This is a genomic window from Pseudonocardia sp. WMMC193 (assembly GCF_021728735.1).
Lineage (GTDB): Bacteria > Actinomycetota > Actinomycetes > Mycobacteriales > Pseudonocardiaceae > Pseudonocardia > Pseudonocardia oroxyli.
The window spans coordinates 6,447,870-6,463,638 of record NZ_JAKKDO010000003.1; the positions used below are offsets into that span (position 1 = coordinate 6,447,870).

The window sequence follows — 15,769 nt, forward strand, 5'->3', positions numbered from 1 at the left end:
ACCTTCCTTGGTGTGTTGCGCCGGTGGAGCCGGATCAAAGGGTAACCGGATACTCATCAGCCAGAACTGCGGTGACGCACCCTTGTACTGGCGAAGCAGGACCGTATACCGTCTCGGCGGACAGCACAAGTAACCGGTTACAGGAGTAGTGATGACGGCGATCGCCTTGCCCGCGGCGGACGGACCGGTCCGCGCGTACACCGTCCCCCTACGGGTCGCGGACGAACCGGCCACGACGCACACCGCGTCGTCCGCCCCGGCGTGGCTCGGGCCGACCCTGAGCCCCGCCGCGCCGCACGCCCGCACCGCCACCCCGCGGACCGCGGAGGCGGCCCGATGACCGTCACCGACACCGGCACCGTGGGCTCGGTGACCGTCGAGTACACGCGCGGCGGCCACGTGGCCACCCTGCTGATCGACCGGGCCGCGAAGCTCAACGCCCTGACCCTCGACATGCTCGACCAGCTCGAGCGGGGCATCGCCGAGATCGAGACCTCGGACGTGCGCGTCGTGCTGCTGCGCACCGCGGGGGACCAGGTCTTCTCCGTCGGCGCCGACATCGCCGCGTTCTCCCGGTTCTCCGCCCCGGACATGTGGCGGCGCTGGATCGGGCTGGGCCACCGCGTCCTCGACCGGCTCGCCCGCCTCCACCAGCCCACCATCGCGGTCCTCGACGGCCTCGCCGTCGGCGGCGGGCTCGAGCTCGCCCTGGCCTGCGATCTGCGCATCGCCGACCAGAACGCGGGCCTCGGACTGCCCGAGGGCGGCCTCGGCACCATCCCGGGCTGGGGCGGCACCGCCCGACTCACCGCCCTGGTCGGCGCCTCGCGGGCCAAGGAACTCATCCTCACCCGGCGTCGGATCGACGCCGGGACCGCCGAGACCTGGGGGCTGGTCAACCGGGTGGCCTTCGGCTCGCTCGACGCCGAGGTCGGTCAGTACGTCGACGACCTGCTCGGCACGGCCCCGATCGCCCAACAGGTCGCCAAGCAGCTCGTCGACGCCGCCGCCGCAGGCGCCCCCGCCGCGGTCACCGAAGCCCTGGCCAGCGGGTTCACCGCCGGCACCGAGGACTACGCCGCGGGCCTGCACGCCTTCCTGGAACGGTCGGCGCCGACGTTCCACGCGCGCTGACGGCGGTCGGGGCGGGTCAGTCGAGCCGCCCCGCCGCCATGGTGAGGACGCGGTCGGCGTAGCCGGCGAGCCGGGCCCGGTCGTGGCTGACCACGAGCAGGGCGGTGCCGCGGTCGGCCAGGTGCCGGAGTAGGTCGGTGACGGCCGCGGTGGTGGCGACGTCCAGGCTGGCGGTGGGTTCGTCGGCGACCAGGAGGGCGGGTTCGGCGAGCAGGGCGCGGGCGAGGGCGACCCGTTGGGCCTGGCCGACCGAGAGGCTGCCCGGGCGGCGGTCGAGGTCCACGTCGAGCCCCACGTCGGCGAGGGCGCGGGCGGCGGCCTCCCGGCTGAGGGTGTCGCCGCGGGCCCGGACGGGCTCGGCGAGGGTCCGCCACAGCGGCCAGCGGCGGTCGAGGCTCGCGACGGGGTCCTGGAAGACGGGCATCACGTAGCCGGGGCGCAGCCGCCGACCGGCGGTCGTCCGCCCGGCGAGGGCGACGGTGCCGGTGTCGGGGGGTTCGAGGCCTGCGACGAGCCGGGCGAGGGTGGACTTCCCGGAGCCGGAGCGTCCGACGACGCCCACGATCTCGCCGGGGCGCAGGGCGAGGGACACGTCGTCGACGGCGAGGACCGTGCCGTAGCGCCGGGTGACCCCCCGCACCTCGGCGACGGGGTCGCCGGTGGCGGCCGACGGCGTGCGCCGCGGGGGCGGCGTGGCGGCCTCGACGAGGGTGCGGGTCTCGGGGACCGTCGGGGAGCCGAGCAGCTCGGCGCAGCGACCGCGGTCGACCTCGCGGCCGTCGGCCAGGACGACCACGTGCTCGGCGTGGCGGGCGACGAGGGCGAGATCGTGGCTGATCAGCAGCAGGGCGGCGCTGCGTCGGCGGACCGTGTGGAGGACGTCGTCGGCGAGCTCGGCGTCCAACGCGCTGGTCGGCTCGTCGGCGAGGGTGAGCGCGGGGTCGTGGGCCGTGGCGGCCACGACGGTGGCGCGCTGGAGCATGCCGCCCGACCACTGGTGCGGGAACCGGCGGGCCCGGTCCGCGGGGTCGGCGATGTCGACCTCGGCGAGCCCGGCGGCCACCGCCCCGGCGGGCACCGGCAACCGGTGGGCCCGCCAGGCCTCCTCGACGTGGTGCCCGACGCTGCGCAGCGGGTCGCAGGCGGCGAAGGGGTCCTGGGGGACGTACCCGACGGCCCGCCCGCGCAGGGCCCGCAGCTCCCGCTCGGGGCGCCCGACCATCTCCCGGCCCGCGACCTCGATGCTGCCCGTGACCCGGGTTCCCGCAGGCAGCAGCCCGAGGACGGCCCGGACCAGGGTGGTCTTGCCGCTGCCGGAGCGACCCACCACGGCCCACCGCTCCCCGGCGGGCACCGTCAGGCTGATCGACTCCAGCGCGCGGTGGCCGTTCGGGTAGACGACGGTCAGGTCCCGGACGCGCAGCGCGGTCATGTCGGCTCGGTGACGTCGCGGAGGGCGTCGCTCACCAGGGTCGCCGCGGCGACGGCGAGGACCAGGCCGAGCCCGGGGCCGACGAGCTGCCAGGGGGCGTAGGCGAAGGTGTCGCGGCCCGCGGCCAGCATGGTGCCCCATTCGGCGGTCGGCGGTTGGGCGCCCAGGCCGAGGAACGACAGCCCGCCCAGGGTGAGCACGGCCTCGCCGAGGCCGAGCGTCGCGGCCACGGCGACCTGCACCGCGACGCCGGGCAGGACGTGGCGGAGCACCGCGCGGACCGGGCCCACCCCGGCCATCCGGGCGGCGAGGACGTCCGGCCGGGACAGCGCCCCGCGCGCGACGGCGCGGGCGAGCCGGGCGATCCCCGCCCAGCTCGTCACCGCCATGGCGAGGACGAGGTTGCCGTACCCGGGCCCGAGCACCCCGACGACGGCGAGGGTGAGCACGAGGCTCGGCAGCCCCAGCAGGATGTCGGTCAGCCGGGTCAGCACGGTGTCGACGACCCCGCCGAGCGCGCCGGCGAGGGTGCCCACGACTAATCCGATCACCGCGGCGAGGGCCGTCACCAGGGCGGCGGCGCCGAGGGACGTGCGGGCCCCGGCGAGGGTGCGGGCCAGCAGGTCGCGCCCGGCGGGGTCGGTGCCCAGCCAGTGCCCGGCACCGGGTGGGGCGAGCTGGTCGGTGTAGTCCGGCACGTCCGGGTCCGGGAGGAACAGCGGCCCGACGGCGGCGGCCAGCACGAGGACCAGCCCGAGCGCGAGCCCGACCCGGGCGGCCGGTCGGGCGAGCAGCGCCCGCCAGAGCGGCCGGTGCACCTCGCGCAGCCGCGGCGCGGTGCGGGTCAGGACGCTCATGTGCGCAGCCGGGGGTCGACGGCCGCGCACAGGAGGTCCACGAGCAGGCCGGCCAGCACGTAGGTCAGGACGGCGACGAGGGTGAACCCGACGACGACGGGCATGTCCCGGGCGTTGATCGCCTCGACCGTGTAGCGGCCGATCCCGGGCCAGGTGAAGACGCTCTCCACGATGGGGGCTCCGCCGATCAGGGCTGCGGTGCCGAGCCCGACCATCGTCAGGAACGGGGCCGCGGCGTGGGGCAGCTGGTGCACGAGCAGCCGCCGCCGCGGGCTCGCCCCGCGGGCGGCGCTGACCCGCAGGTGCGCCGCCGACCCGGCTTCCAGCAGGCTCGTGCGCAGGACCCGGGACCAGGTGGCGATCGACCCGAGGGCCAGGGTGAGCGCGGGGAGGAACACCGTCGCCCACGTGCCGTCGGCGATCACCCGGCCCAGCCCGGCCCGGACCACGACGAGGTCGAGCACCACGATGCCGACCACGAAGCCGGGGACGACGAGCACGGCGAGGGCGATCCCGCGCGCGAGCACGTCCGGCCACCGGCCCGCGCCGAGCGCCGCGGTCGCGCCCAGGAGCAGGGCCGCCGTGACCGCCAGCGCCAGCGCCGCGGTGGTCAGCCGCAGGGTGGCGGGCAGGCGGTCGGCGAACTCGTCGGACACCGGGCGGCCGGTCCGCCAGGACGTGCCGAGGTCCCCCGGGCGGCGTCGGCGGCCCAGCTGCCGAAGCGCACGAGGAGGGGGTCGTCCAGGCCCAGCTCCGCGCGCACGGCGGCGACGGCGGGCGGCCTGGGTTCGGTGACGCCGCGGGCCTCGAGGACCCGTCGGGCGGGGTCGCCCGGGGTGGCGGCGAGCATGGCGAACACGAGCACGCCCGCCCCGGCGAGGGTCACCAGGGCCTGTCCGAGTCGGCGCAGGACCAGCACGTCAGGCCGGTGCGGTCCGGGCGTCCACCCAGAGGTTGGAGATCGGTACGGGGTAGTTCCGCCACTCCGGGCCGGTCACCACGGCCGGGAGGCGCATGCCGAGGTAGCCGTAGTAGCCGCGGGCCGAGACCAGGGTCTGGATCCGGCGGAGGAGGTCGTCGCGGGCGGCGGTGTCGGTGGTGACGGCGAGCTCGGCGATCAGGCCGTCGAGCTCGGCGTCGCTCGTCCCCGTGTGGTTGGCCGGTCCGCCGGTGCGCAGCAGGTTCGTCAGCGGCGTCAGGTAGTCGCCGCCGAAGGAGATGAAGCCCTGGCCGCGGATGGCGGCCTGCCAGCCGGTCGGGGCGTCGACCGCGTCCTCGATGTCGGGCACCTGCCGGATGTCCACCCCGACGCCGAGCCGCGCGAGCTGCGCCTGCACGGCCAGGCCGAGGGTGTCCGCGTCCGGCTGCTGGGGGTAGGTGAGCATCGTGAACCGCAGCTCGCGACCGTCCCGGGTGCGGGGACCGTCGCCGGTGCGGGTCCAGCCCGCCTCGTCCAGCAGTGCACCCGCCCGGGCGGCGTCGAAGGCCTGGGTCCGCTCGGCCCAGGGCCGGGACTCGGTGTAGAGACCGGTGGCGGGGGAGTAGAGCCCGTTCATGACCTCGTCGGCGAGCTCGGGGTAGTCGATGCCCGCGTACACCGCGCGGCGCACGCGCTCGTCGTCGAAGGGGGCCTCGCGCTGGTTGAGCTCGAAGGCGAACGTCGGGCCGGTCGCGGCGCCCGTCACGTAGTACGAGTCGTCCCGCCCGGTCAGGGTCCGGGCGGTCGCCGTCGGGGGTAGAGCGCGATGTCGGCCTCGCCCGCCTGCACGGCCTGGATCCGGGCGCCCGCCTCGGGCACGAACCGCAGGGTCAGGTCGTCGAGGGCGGGCTCGCCGCCCCAGTGGTCGGGGCGCGGCGAGAGCTGCATCGTCGCCCCGTCGAGGCTGTCGACGACGTACGGGCCGGTGTAGAGGCCCGCGGTGAGGAGGTCGGCGGCGGGGGCGCCGGAGTCCCGGTGGGCCCGGTAGGCGGCCACGTCGTAGACCGGGACCATGGACTCGTCCGCCAGGATCGCCGGCACGTTCGGGGCGGGCCGCGCGGTGGTGAGGGTGACCTCGAGCGGGCCGGTGGCCGTGGCCGTCGCGCCGGGGAGGGCGGCGGCGAGGTCGGGGTTCTCGGCGAGCTGGAAGGTGAGCAGGTCGGCCAGGGCGGCGCCGGTCAGCGCGGTCCCGTTCTGGAAGGCGACGCCCTCGCGCAGCCGCAGCACCCAGGTCGTGGGTGACGGGGCGGTCAGCTCCTGCAGCACCCACGGGGTCGGGTCGCCGCCGCGTTCGGGGCGCATCAGCAGCTCGACGTAGCCGAACTCCGGGCCCCAGTAGCCGCTCTCCAGCGGGTCGAGGTCCTCGATGGCGAACCCGGTCGCGAGGGTCAGCGTCGGCGGCCCGGCCGGTGCGGGCTCGCTCCCGCCGGTCGTCGCACACCCCGCGGCAAACGCCAGGACGACGGCGCAGGCGGCCAGCCTGTGCACGAGGGAGCGCCTGCTCACGGGTGCCTCCAGTGATCTCCGATGATGACGCGAGGACGCTAACAGGAGCACATCTGAACAACCAGACATACTTCCTGTGATCTGAGGAGGTCCCGTGCGCCATGTCGTACTCGTCGCCCGCCCCACACCGTCCGGTGTGGACGAACGCTCGCTGGCCGCGCTCGCCGCGGCGGTCACCGAGGCGCTCGGCGCGCCCGCCCGCATCGCGCACCTGGACCAGGCCGATCCCTCGGTCGCCGCGGTGCTCGACGAGATCGCCGCGCTCGCCGGCCCGCAGGACGACGTGGTGCTGGTCCCGCTCGCCCTGCCCGCGGACCCCTACCTGCGGAACTGGATCGCGCGCGCCGCGGCGCACTGGCGCGAGTCGCGGGCGTCGGACCTGCTCGTGCGGCTGGGTCCGCCGCCGGTCACCGCGCCCGGCATGGCCGAGGTGATCGCCGAGCTCGCGCGCGGGGAGGCGACCCCGGTGGCGGTGAGTCCGGGGGCGTTCCGCAGCCCCGCGTGGTCGGTGCGCGAGGAGCCGGCCCGCCACCTGCTCGTCTGCCGCGGGCCCCGCTGCACCGTCTACGGCGCGGGCGCCACGCACCGGGCCCTCGCCGCGGCCGCCAAGGGGCAGGACGTCCTGGTCACCCCGGTCGGCTGCCTCGGGCCGTGCAACCTCGGCCCCTTGGTGATCGACAACCCGGCGGGCGACTGGCACGAGGCGGTGGACGCCGACCGGGCCGGTGCGCTGCTCGAGGGCGCCCCACCGGCGGTGGGGCGCCCTCGGCCCTAGACCGTCAGCGACCCGGAGCGGGCCGCGGTGAAGCGCGCCTCGGCGTCCGCCCAGTGGACGACGTTCCACCATGCCTTGACGTAGTCCGGCTTCACGTTCTTGTACTGCAGGTAGAAGGCGTGCTCCCACATGTCGAGCATGACCACGGGGATCTGGCCCGCGGGCAGCTGCGCCTGCTGGTCGTAGAGCTGGTGCACCAGCAGGCGGGAGCCCAGGACGTCCCATCCGAGGATCGCCCAGCCGGAGCCCTGGATGGTGGTGGCGGCGGCGGTGAAGTGCGCCTGGAAGGCGTCGAACGACCCGAAGGAGTCGTCGATGGCCGCGGCGAGCTCGCCGGAGGGCTTGTCGCCGCCCTCGGGAGAGAGGTTCTTCCAGAAGATCGAGTGGTTGACGTGCCCGCCGAGGTTGAAGGCGAGGGTCTTCTCGAGCCCGACGATCGCGCCGAAGTCCCCGGCCTCCCGGGCGGCGGCGAGCTTCTCGATCGTCTGGTTGAGCGCGCCGACGTAGGTGTTGTGGTGCTTCGAGTGGTGCAGCTCCATGATCTCGGGCGCGATGTGCGGGGCGAGTGCGCCGTAGTCGTAAGGCAGGTCGGGAAGCGTGTACTCGGCCATCGGTCCTCCAGCGGTTAGATGCAAACCTCTGGCAACAACCTAGTGCCGGCTGCTGCCTCCCGCTCGCGCTGGACGGCGTCGCGCCGGTCACCTACACTCTTGCCAGCACCTTGCAACAAGCTCGATCGGTCGGGTCGCAGGGGCTGGTGGGGTGGTCGTTCTGGCAGCTCGGCGCCCACGCAGGAGAGGGTCGGCCCGGGCAGCGGGCCGACCCTCTTCGTGTCCGTCCCCTCGTCCGGACACGAACCGGGTCGACGATCGTCGCGCCCTCGGCCGTCCCTCGAGTCGGGAACCCGTGAGTGTCACGTCCGGGTGATCCGGCCGCGGGCGACGAGCTCGAGGACGACCCAGACCGCGAGGGTCTCGGCGGCGAGCAGGCCGATCAGGACCAGGATCTGGGCGGCGCCCGCCTGTACCGGGTCCCCGCTGCCCAGCAGCACGCCGACGAAGGCGCCGGGGAGGGTGACCAGGCCGACCGTCCGCGTCTGGTCGAGCGGGGGGACCAGGGCGTCGGTCGAGGACGTGCGGACGACGAGGAGTGCGGCGTCCCGGGGGAGGAACCCGAGGGAGAGGGCGGCCTCGTACTCGCCGCGTCGGGCCTGCAGCTGGTCGAGCGCGCGTCGGCCTGCGACGGACGTAGCGGTCATGGCACCGCCGACGACGATGCCGGCGACCGGCACCACGGCGATCCCGGTCAGGGGGACCGTGCCGGTGGCGAGGACGACGGCCAGCACCGGCACGGTCCCGGCCAGCAGCGCGACACCGGCGAGGAGCCCGCTGCGCGCCCGGGTCATGCGCCGGGCCGAGGTCCAGGTCGCGACGCCGACCATCAGCGACACGAAGAGCACGGTCGACCACCAGGACCGGACGACGGCGAGGATGACCGCGGCGACGGCGCCGAGCTGGACGATCGCGCGGACCGCGGCGACTGCGGACTGGCGTGCGGTGTCGAAGCGGGCGAGCAGGCTCGCGGCCACGGTCAGCGCGACGAGCACCGCGAGCGCCACGCCGAGCGGCCACCCGACGACGACGGTCGACCCGCCCATGCCGTCCTCCCTCGCGCCACGACTCCGACCCGGCGGAGCGCCTCGGCGTCAGTGTCCCGGGACGTCGATCACAGAGCTCGTCCGGCCACCGGGGGGCCGGCTAGTCTCCGTCAGAATTAGGTGAGGCTCACTTGAGGAGTGCCGATGCGTCGCAGCCGTGTCCTGGTCGGGATCGTGGCCGCCCTGGTGGTCCTCGCGGGGTGTGGAACGTCCGACGGGCAGGCGCCCCCGGCGTCCGCGCCCCCGGCTCCGGCCGCCGCCGACGGCGCGCCCGGCCCGCAGGGCATTCCCGAGGGCATGGGCGCCGCCGAACCGGACGGGGTGTTCCCCCGGACGGTGACGCACTTCGGCGGACGGACCCGCATCGATGCCGAGCCGACCCGGGTCGTGGTGATCGCGACCGGTCAGACGGACGCGATCCTCACCCTCGGTGTGGTGCCCGCCGGGGCGGCCGCCGGGGACGGGGCGGACCTGATCCCGCGCTACGTCCGCGACGCGTTCCCGCAGTACGCCGCCCAGCTGGACGCGATGCCGTCGGTCGGTCAGCGGCAGAACCCGAACCTCGAGTCGCTGGCGGCGCTGCGGCCGGACCTGATCATGGCGAACGCGGCGGCGTCCCAGGACATCTACCCGGCGCTCTCGCAGATCGCGCCGACCGTGCTGGTCCAGGGCACCGGGGTGAACTGGAAGCAGGACTTCCTCCTGCTCGCCGACTCGCTCGGCAGGGAGGGCGTGGGCCGCGCGTACCTGGACGCGTTCGAGGCCGATGCGAAGGCGCTCGGTGCGCGGGCGGGGGACCGGACGGTGTCGTTCGTGCGCGTCACCGTCGACCGCACCCGGGTGTTCGGCGTGCCGTCCTTCCCCGGGTTCATCGCCTGGGACGCGGGGCTGGCCCGGCCCGCGACCCAACAGTTCGACAAGACCTCCCAGGACCTGTCGCCCGAACAGCTCCGGGACGCGGACGGGGACCTGATCTTCTACTCCGTGCAGGGGTCGACGTCCGCCGCCGACGCCGCGAGCTCGCCGGTGCTGGGCAGCGAGCTCTGGCGCAACCTCACCGGTGAGCAGGTCTGGGTGGACGACGACCCGTGGTACCTGAACGCCGGACCCACGGCCGCGCGGCTGGTGCTCGACGGGTTGACCCGACAGCTCGCGCCCTGACCGCCGCGTGCGGCCGGACGCCGTCAGGACCGCATTCGGAGTCGGGGCGCCGGCGTCAAGATCGCGCATGAAGGGCTGCGAGGCGGCCTCGGGAGGGCGCATACCTGGGTCGGGGCGCCGCAGCGGCGCCGCACCCGAGGCACGAAACGGAGTTCCGGTGACCCTCGCCGACCTCATCCCGACCCTGCGTCCCACCCTCGCCGCCCGGCTGGAGCCCGGCCTGTGGCCCGTCACCACCGCCGCGACCTGCGACGGCCGGGTGTCCGTCGGCGGCTGTGACCTCGCCGAGCTGGCCGCGCGGCACGGCACCCCACTGCAGGTGCTCGACGTCGCCGACGTCCGGGAGCGCTGCCGCGCCTACCGCCGCGCCCTGCCCGACGCCGAGATCGTGTATGCGGCGAAGGCGCTGCTCACCCCCGCGCTGGCCCGGCTAGTCGGCGCGGAGGGGATGTCGATCGACGCGTGCTCGGGCGGCGAGGTGGCGATCGCGGCGGCGGGGGTGTCGGGCGAGCGCATCCTGCTGCACGGGAACGTGAAGACCGACGCCGACCTGCGGGCCGCCGCCGAGGCGCGCGTCGGGCTGATCGTCATCGACTCGCTCGACGAGATCGCGCGCGTCGCCGCGCACGCGCGCGGCGTGCAGGACGTGCTGATCCGGGTCACCCCCGGCGTCGACGCGCACACCCTGCCCGGGCTGACCACCGGCACGCTGAACCAGCAGTTCGGGCTGCCGTTCCCCGAGGCCGCGATCGCGGCGAAGGAGATCGGCACCCGTCGCGGGCTCCGGCTGGTCGGGCTGCACTGCCATCTCGGGTCGCAGGTGACCTCGCCCGCCCCGTACGTGGACGCCGTCCACCGGGTCGTCGGGTTCGCCGCGGAGCAGGAGATCGACCTGCAGGTGCTGGACATGGGCGGCGGGCACGCCGTGGACGTCCGCGGTGCGGCGCACGACGGCCCCGCCACCCTGGACCCGAAGGACCTCGCCCGGGATCTCGGGCGGGCGCTGCGCGGTGCCTGCGCCCACCACGGGATCGCCGTGCCGCACCTGCTGGTCGAGCCGGGCCGAGCGATCGTGGCGCGGGCGGGGGTCACCCTCTACCGGGTCTGGGCGGTCAAGCACGTCGGGGACACCACGTTCGTCGCGGTCGACGGCGGGATGAGCGACAACCCCCGCCCCGCGCTGTACGGCGCGCGCCACCCGGTGCGGCGGATCGGGAAGCCGGTGCGGGCGCCGCTGTCGCCGATGACGGTCGTCGGACGGCACTGCGAGGCCACGGACCGGATCGCCGAGGAGGTGCCGCTGCCCGCCGACCTCGCCGTGGGCGACCTCCTGGCGGTGCCGTGCACGGGCGCCTACACCCGCTCCATGGCCTCCACCTACAACGCTGTCGCCCCGACCCCGATGCTCGGGGTCGGTGGGGGTGCGGCCCTGCCGATCTGAGGCGGCGGGGACACGGCGTTGCCCCGGTCGGGTGGTCGCCGTCAAGGGCGCGTCAACACCGGTTGCCGCCGCCCGGCCGCCGGGTGTTCCCTCGATGTCGTGACCAGGCATTATCGGGTGATCGGAGTCGTCGCGCCGCTCGTGGTGGCCGTGGCGACGAGCCTGCTGCGCGACCGGGTGGCCAACACCAGCGCCGCGCTCGTCCTCGTGCTGGTGGTCCTCGCGGTCGCCGTGCGCGGGGACCGCTGGGCGGGCCTGCTGGCCGCGCTCACCGCGGCGGCGGCGTTCGACTTCGTGCTCACCGCGCCGTACTACGACTTCGCCATCCACGGCGCCCGGGACGTCGAGACCGCGGTGCTGCTCCTGGTGGTCGGGGCGGCGGTGAGCGAGGTGGCGCAGTGGGGCCGCCGGGAGCTCGCCCGCGCGGTCCGGCAGGAGGGCCACGTCGAGGGCCTGGTGCAGGCGGCGCGGATGGCGGCCGACGGCGTCGGCACCGCCGAGGCCGCGGCCGTCGTCGCAGCCATGATCGCCGACGTCCTCGACCTCGACGACTGCCGCTTCGCCGCCGAGCCCTCCGATCCGCAGCGGCCGCGGCTCGGCCCCGACGGCGCGGTGACCTGGCGCGGGCGGCCGGTCGACGTCGCCCGGCACGGTCTGCCGACGATGGACCTCGTCGAACTCGAGGCGCCCCGGGCGGGCGGGCGGTTCCTGCTCAGCTCGGCCACCGCCGTGCGCAAGCCCTCGGCCGCGCTGCTGCGGATCGCGGTCTCGCTCGCCGCCCAGGTGGGGCCGTCGACGGGTGACCGGGGTCTCGCCCCCGTCAAGGACGCGTCAAAATCGCCGTGATCGGTGTCAAGGTCGCGTAGCACCACTTCCTCCCGCGATCCGGCCCGCCGCAGACTCGCCACCGGCCCACCGGAAGTCCTGGTGGGCGCCTGGATGAGGAGTGTTCCGGTGGCCGATGTGCTCTACGCACTGCTGCTGGTCGGCGGGTTCGCCGTCCTGGTGCTGTGCCTGCGTGGGCTGGAGCGCCTGTGAGTACCGCTGACCTCGTGGCGAACGTCGTGGGTGGCGTCGTCGCGCTGGCGTTGCTGGTCTATCTCGTGGTGGCGCTGTTGCGGCCGGAGAGGTTCTGACGGTGGACGACACTCTCGCCGGGCTCCTGCAGGTGCTGTTCCTGCTGGTCCTGCTCGCGGCCTGCTACGCGCCGCTGGGTGACTACATGGCCAGGGTCTTCACGTCCGAGAAGGACTGGCGGGTCGAGGCGGCGCTGTACCGGCTCGTCCGGGTCGACGCCTCGTCCGGGCAGCGCTGGCCGACCTACGCGATGGGCCTGCTGGGCTTCTCGTTCGTCTCGATCGTGCTGCTCTACCTGCTGCAGCGCCTGCAACCGCTGCTGCCACTGTCCTTCGGCCGCGGGGCGGTCGAGCCCGCGATGGCCTTCAACACCGCGGTCTCGTTCGTGACCAACACGAACTGGCAGTCCTACGTGCCCGAACAGGTCCTGGGCGACACCGTGCAGATGGCCGGGCTGACCGTGCAGAACGTGCTGTCCGCGGCCGTCGGGCTCGCGGTGGCCGCGGCGCTGATCCGCGGGTTCGTGCGCGCGAACACCGACCGGATCGGCAACTTCTGGGTCGACCTGACCCGCGCCACGGTGCGGATCATGCTGCCCCTGTCGTTCCTCGCCGCCGTCGGCCTGCTGATCATGGGCGTGACGATGTCGCTGCGCTCCGGCATGGACGTCACCGGCCTGGACGGGAACACCTACACCCACCCGCTGGCGCCGACCGCCTCGCAGGAGGCGGTGAAGATGGTGGGCACCAACGGTGGCGGCGTGTTCAACGCGAACTCCGCGCACCCGTTCGAGAACCCGAACGCGCTGTCGAACCTGTTCCAGATCTTCCTGATGCTCGTCGTCCCGGTCGCCATGACCCGGACCTTCGGCACGATGGTGGGCAACCGCAGGCAGGGCACGATCCTGCTGTCCGTGATGGGTGTCCTGTGGGGTGCGCTGCTGGCCGTCGCCTGGTTCGCCGAGACCCACCCCACCGGGGCGGCCGGGATCGCGACCGGGGCGATGGAGGGCAAGGAGACCCGCTTCGGGATCCCGACCTCCATCCTGTTCGGCGTCTCGACGACCGGGACCTCGACGGGCGCGGTGAACTCCCTGCACGACAGCTACTCCGGCGGCGCGGGCGGGGTGACCCTGCTGAACATGCTGCTCGGCGAGGTCGCCCCCGGCGGTGTCGGCGTGGGGTTGGTCGGGATCCTGGTGGTCGCGATCATCGCCATGTTCCTCGCCGGCCTGATGGTCGGGCGCACCCCCGAGTACCTGGGCAAGAAGCTCGGCCGCCGCGAGGTGACGTGCGCCGCGGTCTACATCCTGGTGATGCCGGCGATCGTGCTCCTCGGCGCGGGTCTGGCGATCGCACTGCCGAGCACGCTCGACGCGCTGAGCAACGGCGGCGCGCACGGCTTCTCCGAGGTGCTCTACGCCTTCGCCAGCGCCGCCAACAACAACGGCTCGGCCTTCGGGGGCCTGACCGTGACCAGCGACTTCTTCCAGTCGGCGCTCGGGCTGGCGATGCTGTTCGGCCGGTTCGTGCTGATCCTGGCGGTGCTCGCCCTGGCGGGGTCGCTCGCCCAGCAGAAACGGGTGGAGGCCACCGCCGGGACGCTCGCCACGGACCAGCCGCTGTTCGGCGTCCTCGTCGGCGGGACCCTGATCCTGGTCGCCGCCCTCACCTTCTTCCCGGCGCTCGCGCTGGGTCCGCTCGCGGAGGCACTCGCATGACCACCACCCTCGACAGGCCCGTCGAGTCCGCGGGGGCGCCGGTCAAGGCGGGCGCCTTCCGGCCCGCGCAGCTCTGGGCCTCGCTGCCCGACGCGCTGCGCAAGCTCCACCCGAAGGCGCAGCTGCGCAACCCGGTCATGTTCGTGGTGTGGGTCGGCTCGGTGCTGGTCACCCTCGACGCGATCGTCTCGCCGAGCCTGTTCGGCTGGCTGCTCGCGATCTGGCTGTGGTTCACGGTGCTCTTCGCGAACCTCGCCGAAGCCGTCGCGGAGGGCCGCGGCAAGGCGCAGGCCGAGACGCTGCGCAGGACCAAGCGGGACACGGTCGCCCGCCTGGTGGACGGGACGACCAAGGGCGGCACCGAGCTCACGGTCGGGGACCGCGTGGTCGTCGTGGCGGGGGAGACCATCCCCGGCGACGGGGACGTCGTCGAGGGCATCGCCACCGTCGACGAGTCCGCCATCACCGGGGAGTCCGCCCCGGTCGTGCGGGAGGCGGGCGGGGACCGGTCGTCGGTCACCGGCGGCACCACGGTGCTCTCCGACCGGATCGTCGTGGAGATCACGACGAAGCCCGGTGAGTCCTTCGTGGACCGGATGATCGCGCTGGTGGAGGGGGCGTCCCGGCAGAAGACGCCCAACGAGATCGCGCTGACGATCCTGCTCGCCGCGCTGACCGTCATCTTCCTGCTGGCCGTCGTGGCGCTGCAGCCGATGAGCGCCTACGCGGGCGGCCCGCAGTCGGTCGTCGTCCTGGTGGCACTGCTCGTCTGCCTGATCCCGACCACCATCGGGGCGCTGCTGAGCGCCATCGGCATCGCGGGCATGGACCGCCTCGTGCAGCGCAACGTGCTCGCCAAGTCCGGGCGGGCCGTCGAGGCCGCGGGGGACATCGACACCCTGCTGCTGGACAAGACCGGCACGATCACCTTCGGCAACCGGCGCGCCACCGAGCTCGTCCCGGTGGGCGACGCGACGGTGGTCGAGCTCGCCGAGGCGGCCCGGCTGTCCAGCCTCGCCGACCAGACCCCCGAGGGCCGCAGCGTCGTCGAGCTCTGCGCGACGGAGTACGGGCTCGCCCCCGAGGCGAGCGCCGAGGAGGCCCGCGCCGAGTTCGTGCCCTTCACCGCCCAGACCCGGGTCTCGGGTCTGGACATCGGGGGCAGACGCATCCGCAAGGGCGCCGCGCAGACCCTCCTCACGGCGACCGGCGTGCGGAGCGACGAGGTCGAGCGCTGGGTCCAGCTGATCTCCGACGAGGGCGGGACGCCGCTGGTGGTGGCCGACGGCGAGCGGGTGCTGGGCCTGATCCGGCTCTCCGACGTCGTGAAGCCCGGCATCGCGGAGCGTTTCGCCGAGCTGCGGGCGATGGGCATCCGCACGGTGATGGTGACCGGCGACAACCCGCGGACCGCCCGCGCGATCGCGGCCCAGGCGGGCGTCGACGACCACATCGCCGAGGCCACCCCCGAGGACAAGCTGGCCTACATCGTGGCCGAGCAGGAGGGCGGGCGGCTGGTCGCCATGACCGGCGACGGCACCAACGACGCCCCGGCGCTGGCCCAGGCGGACGTCGGCGTCGCGATGAACACGGGGACGGCCGCCGCCAAGGAGGCGGGCAACATGGTCGACCTCGACTCCGACCCGACGAAGCTGATCGAGATCGTGGAGATCGGCAAGCAGCTGCTGATCACCCGCGGGGCGCTGACCACGTTCTCCGTGGCCAACGACCTCGCCAAGTACTTCGCGATCCTGCCCGCCATGTTCGCCGCGCTGTACCCCTCGCTGGGGCTGCTCAACGTGATGGGCCTGCACTCGCCGCAGTCCGCGATCCTCTCCGCGGTGGTGTTCAACGCCCTGATCATCGTGGTGCTGATCCCGCTGGCCCTGCGGGGCGTGCGGTACCGGCCCAGCTCGGCGTCGGCGCTGCTGCGCCGGAACCTGCTCGTCTACGGCCTGGGCGGCGTCGTCATGCCGTTCCTCGGCATCTTCCTGATCGACCTGCTCGTCCGACTCATCCCGGGGATGTGA

The 15,769-nt window shown here is 74.3% G+C and carries 17 protein-coding genes; 9 read left to right on the forward strand and 8 right to left on the reverse strand.

The features are described from left to right. Positions 1–151: 151 nt before the first annotated feature. Positions 152–340, forward strand: coding sequence for a hypothetical protein (locus L3X23_RS32965; protein ID WP_237197389.1), 189 nt, complete (start codon positions 152–154; stop codon positions 338–340). Continuing rightward, the gene (locus L3X23_RS32970) at positions 337–1,134 is read left to right on the forward strand and encodes an enoyl-CoA hydratase/isomerase family protein (protein WP_237197390.1); all 798 of its coding nucleotides are present in this window, start codon (positions 337–339) and stop codon (positions 1,132–1,134) included. Before L3X23_RS32965 ends, L3X23_RS32970 begins: the two co-directional genes overlap by 4 nt. Positions 1,135–1,150: 16 nt before the next feature. On the opposite strand, the gene L3X23_RS32975 is transcribed toward L3X23_RS32970, so the two are convergent. Genes L3X23_RS32975 through L3X23_RS35735 form a run of 6 tightly spaced genes read right to left on the reverse strand, consistent with a single transcriptional unit; the run spans position 1,151 to position 5,908 of the window. Continuing rightward, positions 1,151–2,566 (reverse strand): ABC transporter ATP-binding protein, encoded by a 1,416-nt coding sequence (locus tag L3X23_RS32975; RefSeq protein ID WP_237197392.1) that lies wholly within the window; start codon positions 2,564–2,566, stop codon positions 1,151–1,153. Beyond that, the gene (locus tag L3X23_RS32980; protein WP_237197394.1) at positions 2,563–3,423 is read right to left on the reverse strand and encodes an ABC transporter permease; all 861 of its coding nucleotides are present in this window, start codon (positions 3,421–3,423) and stop codon (positions 2,563–2,565) included. The genes L3X23_RS32975 and L3X23_RS32980 overlap by 4 nt, the downstream gene beginning before the upstream one ends. After that, complete coding sequence (locus L3X23_RS32985; RefSeq protein WP_237197397.1) at positions 3,420–4,079, reverse strand: ABC transporter permease; 660 nt, start codon at positions 4,077–4,079, stop codon at positions 3,420–3,422. The genes L3X23_RS32980 and L3X23_RS32985 overlap by 4 nt, the downstream gene beginning before the upstream one ends. Beyond that, positions 4,034–4,342: a hypothetical protein gene (locus tag L3X23_RS32990; RefSeq protein WP_237197400.1), complete on the reverse strand. Its 309-nt coding sequence runs from the start codon at positions 4,340–4,342 to the stop codon at positions 4,034–4,036. Before L3X23_RS32990 ends, L3X23_RS32985 begins: the two co-directional genes overlap by 46 nt. Position 4,343: 1 nt before the next feature. After that, positions 4,344–5,135: an ABC transporter substrate-binding protein gene (locus L3X23_RS35730; RefSeq protein ID WP_255735879.1), complete on the reverse strand. Its 792-nt coding sequence runs from the start codon at positions 5,133–5,135 to the stop codon at positions 4,344–4,346. After that, the gene (locus tag L3X23_RS35735; RefSeq protein ID WP_308116973.1) at positions 5,132–5,908 is read right to left on the reverse strand and encodes an ABC transporter substrate-binding protein; all 777 of its coding nucleotides are present in this window, start codon (positions 5,906–5,908) and stop codon (positions 5,132–5,134) included. Before L3X23_RS35735 ends, L3X23_RS35730 begins: the two co-directional genes overlap by 4 nt. Positions 5,909–6,002: 94 nt before the next feature. Here L3X23_RS35735 and L3X23_RS33000 point away from each other — a divergent pair, with 94 nt between their 5' ends. After that, on the forward strand, positions 6,003–6,683 hold the full coding sequence (locus tag L3X23_RS33000; protein WP_237197402.1) for a hypothetical protein: 681 nt from the start codon (positions 6,003–6,005) through the stop codon (positions 6,681–6,683). Here the strand turns inward: L3X23_RS33000 and L3X23_RS33005 are convergent. Beyond that, a complete protein-coding gene (locus tag L3X23_RS33005; RefSeq protein ID WP_237197405.1) occupies positions 6,680–7,294 on the reverse strand; it encodes a superoxide dismutase in 615 nt (204 codons plus the stop codon). The two genes, L3X23_RS33000 and L3X23_RS33005, sit on opposite strands and share 4 nt — an antisense overlap. A gap of 302 nt (positions 7,295–7,596) precedes the next feature. Next, positions 7,597–8,340 carry an ABC transporter permease gene (locus tag L3X23_RS33010; RefSeq protein WP_237197407.1) on the reverse strand — a complete coding sequence of 248 codons (744 nt, stop codon included), beginning with the start codon at positions 8,338–8,340 and terminating at the stop codon, positions 7,597–7,599. A gap of 144 nt (positions 8,341–8,484) precedes the next feature. Here L3X23_RS33010 and L3X23_RS33015 point away from each other — a divergent pair, with 144 nt between their 5' ends. From L3X23_RS33015 to kdpB, 6 genes are all read left to right on the forward strand, one after another. Continuing rightward, positions 8,485–9,501 (forward strand): ABC transporter substrate-binding protein, encoded by a 1,017-nt coding sequence (locus tag L3X23_RS33015; protein ID WP_237197409.1) that lies wholly within the window; start codon positions 8,485–8,487, stop codon positions 9,499–9,501. 157 nt (positions 9,502–9,658) lie between these two features. Continuing rightward, positions 9,659–10,942, forward strand: coding sequence for a diaminopimelate decarboxylase (gene lysA / locus L3X23_RS33020; protein ID WP_237197411.1), 1,284 nt, complete (start codon positions 9,659–9,661; stop codon positions 10,940–10,942). A gap of 99 nt (positions 10,943–11,041) precedes the next feature. Next, the gene (locus L3X23_RS33025) at positions 11,042–11,788 is read left to right on the forward strand and encodes a DUF4118 domain-containing protein (protein ID WP_237197413.1); all 747 of its coding nucleotides are present in this window, start codon (positions 11,042–11,044) and stop codon (positions 11,786–11,788) included. A 188-nt stretch (positions 11,789–11,976) separates the two neighbouring features. After that, complete coding sequence (gene kdpF, locus L3X23_RS33030; RefSeq protein ID WP_143030175.1) at positions 11,977–12,078, forward strand: K(+)-transporting ATPase subunit F; 102 nt, start codon at positions 11,977–11,979, stop codon at positions 12,076–12,078. A gap of 2 nt (positions 12,079–12,080) precedes the next feature. Then, on the forward strand, positions 12,081–13,739 hold the full coding sequence (gene kdpA, locus L3X23_RS33035) for a potassium-transporting ATPase subunit KdpA (RefSeq protein WP_237197415.1): 1,659 nt from the start codon (positions 12,081–12,083) through the stop codon (positions 13,737–13,739). Further along, complete coding sequence (gene kdpB / locus L3X23_RS33040) at positions 13,736–15,769, forward strand: potassium-transporting ATPase subunit KdpB (protein ID WP_237197417.1); 2,034 nt, start codon at positions 13,736–13,738, stop codon at positions 15,767–15,769. The genes kdpA and kdpB overlap by 4 nt, the downstream gene beginning before the upstream one ends.

What these genes read in the sequence shown, in the direction of transcription:
- L3X23_RS32965 (WP_237197389.1), top strand. Translation starts at nt 152, where the DNA reads ATGACGGCGATCGCCTTGCCCGCGGCGGACGGACCGGTCCGCGCGTAC.
- L3X23_RS32970 (WP_237197390.1), top strand. Translation starts at nt 337, where the DNA reads ATGACCGTCACCGACACCGGCACCGTGGGCTCGGTGACCGTCGAGTAC.
- L3X23_RS32975 (WP_237197392.1), bottom strand. Translation starts at nt 2,566, where the DNA reads ATGACCGCGCTGCGCGTCCGGGACCTGACCGTCGTCTACCCGAACGGC.
- L3X23_RS32980 (WP_237197394.1), bottom strand. Translation starts at nt 3,423, where the DNA reads ATGAGCGTCCTGACCCGCACCGCGCCGCGGCTGCGCGAGGTGCACCGG.
- L3X23_RS33005 (WP_237197405.1), bottom strand. Translation starts at nt 7,294, where the DNA reads ATGGCCGAGTACACGCTTCCCGACCTGCCTTACGACTACGGCGCACTC.
- L3X23_RS33010 (WP_237197407.1), bottom strand. Translation starts at nt 8,340, where the DNA reads ATGGGCGGGTCGACCGTCGTCGTCGGGTGGCCGCTCGGCGTGGCGCTC.
- L3X23_RS33015 (WP_237197409.1), top strand. Translation starts at nt 8,485, where the DNA reads ATGCGTCGCAGCCGTGTCCTGGTCGGGATCGTGGCCGCCCTGGTGGTC.
- kdpB (WP_237197417.1), top strand. Translation starts at nt 13,736, where the DNA reads ATGACCACCACCCTCGACAGGCCCGTCGAGTCCGCGGGGGCGCCGGTC.